The sequence below is a fragment of the Sphingomonas sp. BE138 genome (genome assembly GCF_031456125.1).
Classification (GTDB): domain Bacteria; phylum Pseudomonadota; class Alphaproteobacteria; order Sphingomonadales; family Sphingomonadaceae; genus Sphingomonas.
In genome coordinates, this window is record NZ_JAVDUC010000070.1 from 1 (window position 1) to 1,653 (window position 1,653).

Consider the following 1,653-nt stretch of genomic DNA (forward strand, 5'->3'; position numbering starts at 1 on the left):
CGAGACCGTCTGAAAACGCGGATCAGGATTCCCGTGCGCATCTCGGCAGTGTAATCTTCTGGCATGGCGTACATCGAGGGACATGCTCGGGATCAGGCGCTGCTGCTGCCAGCGTCGGTCGAAGACTATGTGGCGGCAGACAATCCGGTGCGGTTCATCGACGCATTCGTCGAGGACCTCGATCTGGGCGCTGCCGGTTTCCGGAGGACGCAGCCGAAGGCGACGGGGCGCCCCGGTTACGATCCGGCCGACATGCTTAAGCTGTACCTGTACGGCTATCTCAACCGCGTGCGGTCGAGCCGTCGCCTTGCGGCAGAGGCTGCGCGCAATCTCGAGCTGATCTGGCTGCTACGCGGTGTGCGTCCGGACTTTCGGACCATCGCCGACTTCCGGCGCGACAACCGGGCCGCGTTCAAGGCGGTGTTCCGCGCCTTCGTCCTGCTGTGCCGCAGGCTCGACCTGTTCGGGCGCGAGCTGCTGGCGGTGGACGGCACGCGGTTGAAGGCGGTGAACAGCCGGTCGCGCAACTTCAGCCGCGAGCGGCTCGCGACGTATCTCGCCGCGGTGGATGCGCGACTGGAGCGCTACCTGGCCGAACTGGACGAGATCGACCGTGGTGAGGACGGTGCCGGCACCGGTCGCGGTGATACCTTGGCGACGAAGATCGCCCGGCTGCGCGAACAGCGTCAGGCCAGCGCGGCGCTTCTGGGCCTGCTGGAGGAAAGCGGCGAAGGGCAGATCTCGCTCACCGATCCCGACGCGCGCCTGATGGTTGCGCATTCGAAGGTCACGGTCGGCTACAACGCGCAGGTTGCGGTCGATGCCAAGCATAGCCTGATCGTCGAGCAGCACGTCACCAACGCCTGTAACGACATGGGCCTGCTGGCATCCACTACCGGAGCGGCGATGGACGCACTTGGGGTCGAACGGATCGATGCGGTCGCCGACATGGGGTATCACTCGGGCGACGACATCGTCGCGTGCGAGGCGGCGGGCATCACGCCCTACATTCCCCGCCCGCATCGCGGCACTGCGGTCGGCAACGGCCTATTCCCCAAGGAGCGGTTCCGCTACGATCCCGAGGCCGATGCCTATCACTGCCCCGGCGGGCAGGTGCTCGGCACACGCTACGCGTCGGTGACGCGGGGGCATCTGTCGGTCCAGTATTCCAGCCCTGCCGCCTGCGCGGGCTGCCGGATCAAGGCGCGCTGCACCAAGGGGCGATGGCGGCGCATCAACCGCGGTGAGCACGAGGCGGTCATCGAGCGCATGGCGGCACGCATGGCCAAGCGCCCCGGCATCCTCACCATCCGCAAATCCACGGTCGAGCACCCGTTCGGCTCGATCAAGCAGTGGATGAACCAGGGCGCGTTCCTGATGCGCGGGCTGGACAAGGTGCGCGCAGAGTTCAGCCTGACGGCGCTCGCCTATAATCTCAGACGCGCCATCACCCTCGTCGGCGTACCGGGGCTGATCCGGGCGGTGCAGGCCTGAACCATATCACTGAACACGCCCTCGCCAAGTAATGGGCGACAGGCAACGCGCATATCCCGACCTCACCGTACACATGGAGGCCAGGATGTCGCATCTTGCGCCAGTTCGCCACGAAGAACCCCTACAGCTCCCACCACCAGCGAGTTTTCGGACGGTCTC

The 1,653-nt window shown here is 66.1% G+C and carries 1 protein-coding gene; it reads left to right on the plus strand.

Annotated features, from left to right (window positions below; translation table 11 throughout):
• The first annotated feature begins 63 nt into the window (after positions 1 to 63).
• Positions 64 to 1,494 (plus strand): IS1182 family transposase, encoded by a 1,431-nt coding sequence (locus J2Y58_RS20895; RefSeq protein WP_310107423.1) that lies wholly within the window; start codon positions 64 to 66, stop codon positions 1,492 to 1,494.
• The last annotated feature ends 159 nt before the right edge of the window (positions 1,495 to 1,653 follow it).